This is a genomic window from Falsiroseomonas sp. (assembly GCF_030695085.1).
Taxonomy (GTDB): Bacteria; Pseudomonadota; Alphaproteobacteria; order Acetobacterales; family Acetobacteraceae; genus Falsiroseomonas.
Genome location: NZ_JAUYTS010000209.1, coordinates 1 through 1,068 on the forward strand (window position 1 = coordinate 1; position 1,068 = coordinate 1,068).

Here is a 1,068-nt window from a genome sequence, read left to right on the forward strand (position 1 = left end):
CGCCACCTGACCCATGCGCCGCGCCGCGCAGGCGAGATTGAAGGTGCGCCGGGCGAGGATCTCCGGATCCCAGGCGAACGGCGACCAGCGCGAGAACACGGCGCCCCAGGCCAGGGTCAGACGAACCGCCTCGCGGGCGCCGCGCTCGCCCTGCAGCATCAGCGACGGCAGCCAGGCGAAGGCGTGGAGCTCGACCGCGAAGGCCCGGTTGGGGCTGGGGCGGTTCCAGGGATCCTCGTCGGCGCCGATCTCGAGGCTGGCGCCGGCGAGGATGAATTTGCCGCCCGACACGCTCTTTCCAAGCGCCGGATCGACCGGGCGGAAGTCGCGCGGCGTGGCGGCGAACCCCTGGCCGGGACGCCCCCTCAGGGTCAGGCCGTAGCCGGGCAGGCCATACAGTTCGATCCACATCTGGCGCGTCAGCAGCCGCCCGAGGATGGCCGGCCAGAGGCCCGGCCCGGTCGTCGCGCCGGTGGTCCGCACCGGCGTGCGCATCGGGGCCCCGCGAAGCCCGGGTATGGCGCCGGGCGCGGGGGCGTCGGCCTCGGGACGCGCGAAGGGACCCAGCGGACTCACGCGCTTTTCAGAGCCTGGATGTTGGCGGCATAGGCGGACGGGCCGCCGCGGAACACCGCTGTTCCGGCGACGAGGGCGTCGGCGCCGGCGGCGACGCAGGCCCCGGCGTTGGCGGCGGTGACGCCGCCGTCTACCTGCAGATGCGCCTTCGATCCGGCGGCGTCGAGCAGGGCGCGGGTCCGTTCGATCTTGCGCAGGGTCGTTCCGATGAAGGACTGGCCGCCGAAGCCCGGATTGACCGACATCAACAGCACCAGGTCGACCTGATCGATGACGTCCTCGAGCACGCTGATCGGCGTACCGGGGTTCAGCACCACGCCCGCCTTCGCGCCCAGCTGGCGGATGCGGCCGAGGGTGCGGTGCAGGTGCGGGCCGCTTTCGGGATGGACCGTCAGGATGTCGGCCCCGGCCGCGCGATAGGCCTCCAGCCATGGATCGACGGGCGCCACCATCAGATGCACGTCGAACGGCAGGGCGGTGTGCGGCCGCAGG

General features: G+C 73.0%; 1 protein-coding gene and 1 pseudogene. Both read right to left on the reverse strand.

Features of this window, described 5'->3' with window-relative positions:
- Nucleotides 1-495 (reverse strand): annotated as a pseudogene (locus Q8S40_RS21920) (hypothetical protein); the annotation flags it as partial.
- A 77-nt stretch (nucleotides 496-572) separates the two neighbouring features.
- A partial coding sequence (locus Q8S40_RS21925) for a ribulose-phosphate 3-epimerase (RefSeq protein ID WP_305672104.1) occupies nucleotides 573-1,068 on the reverse strand: 496 nt, incomplete at its 5' end.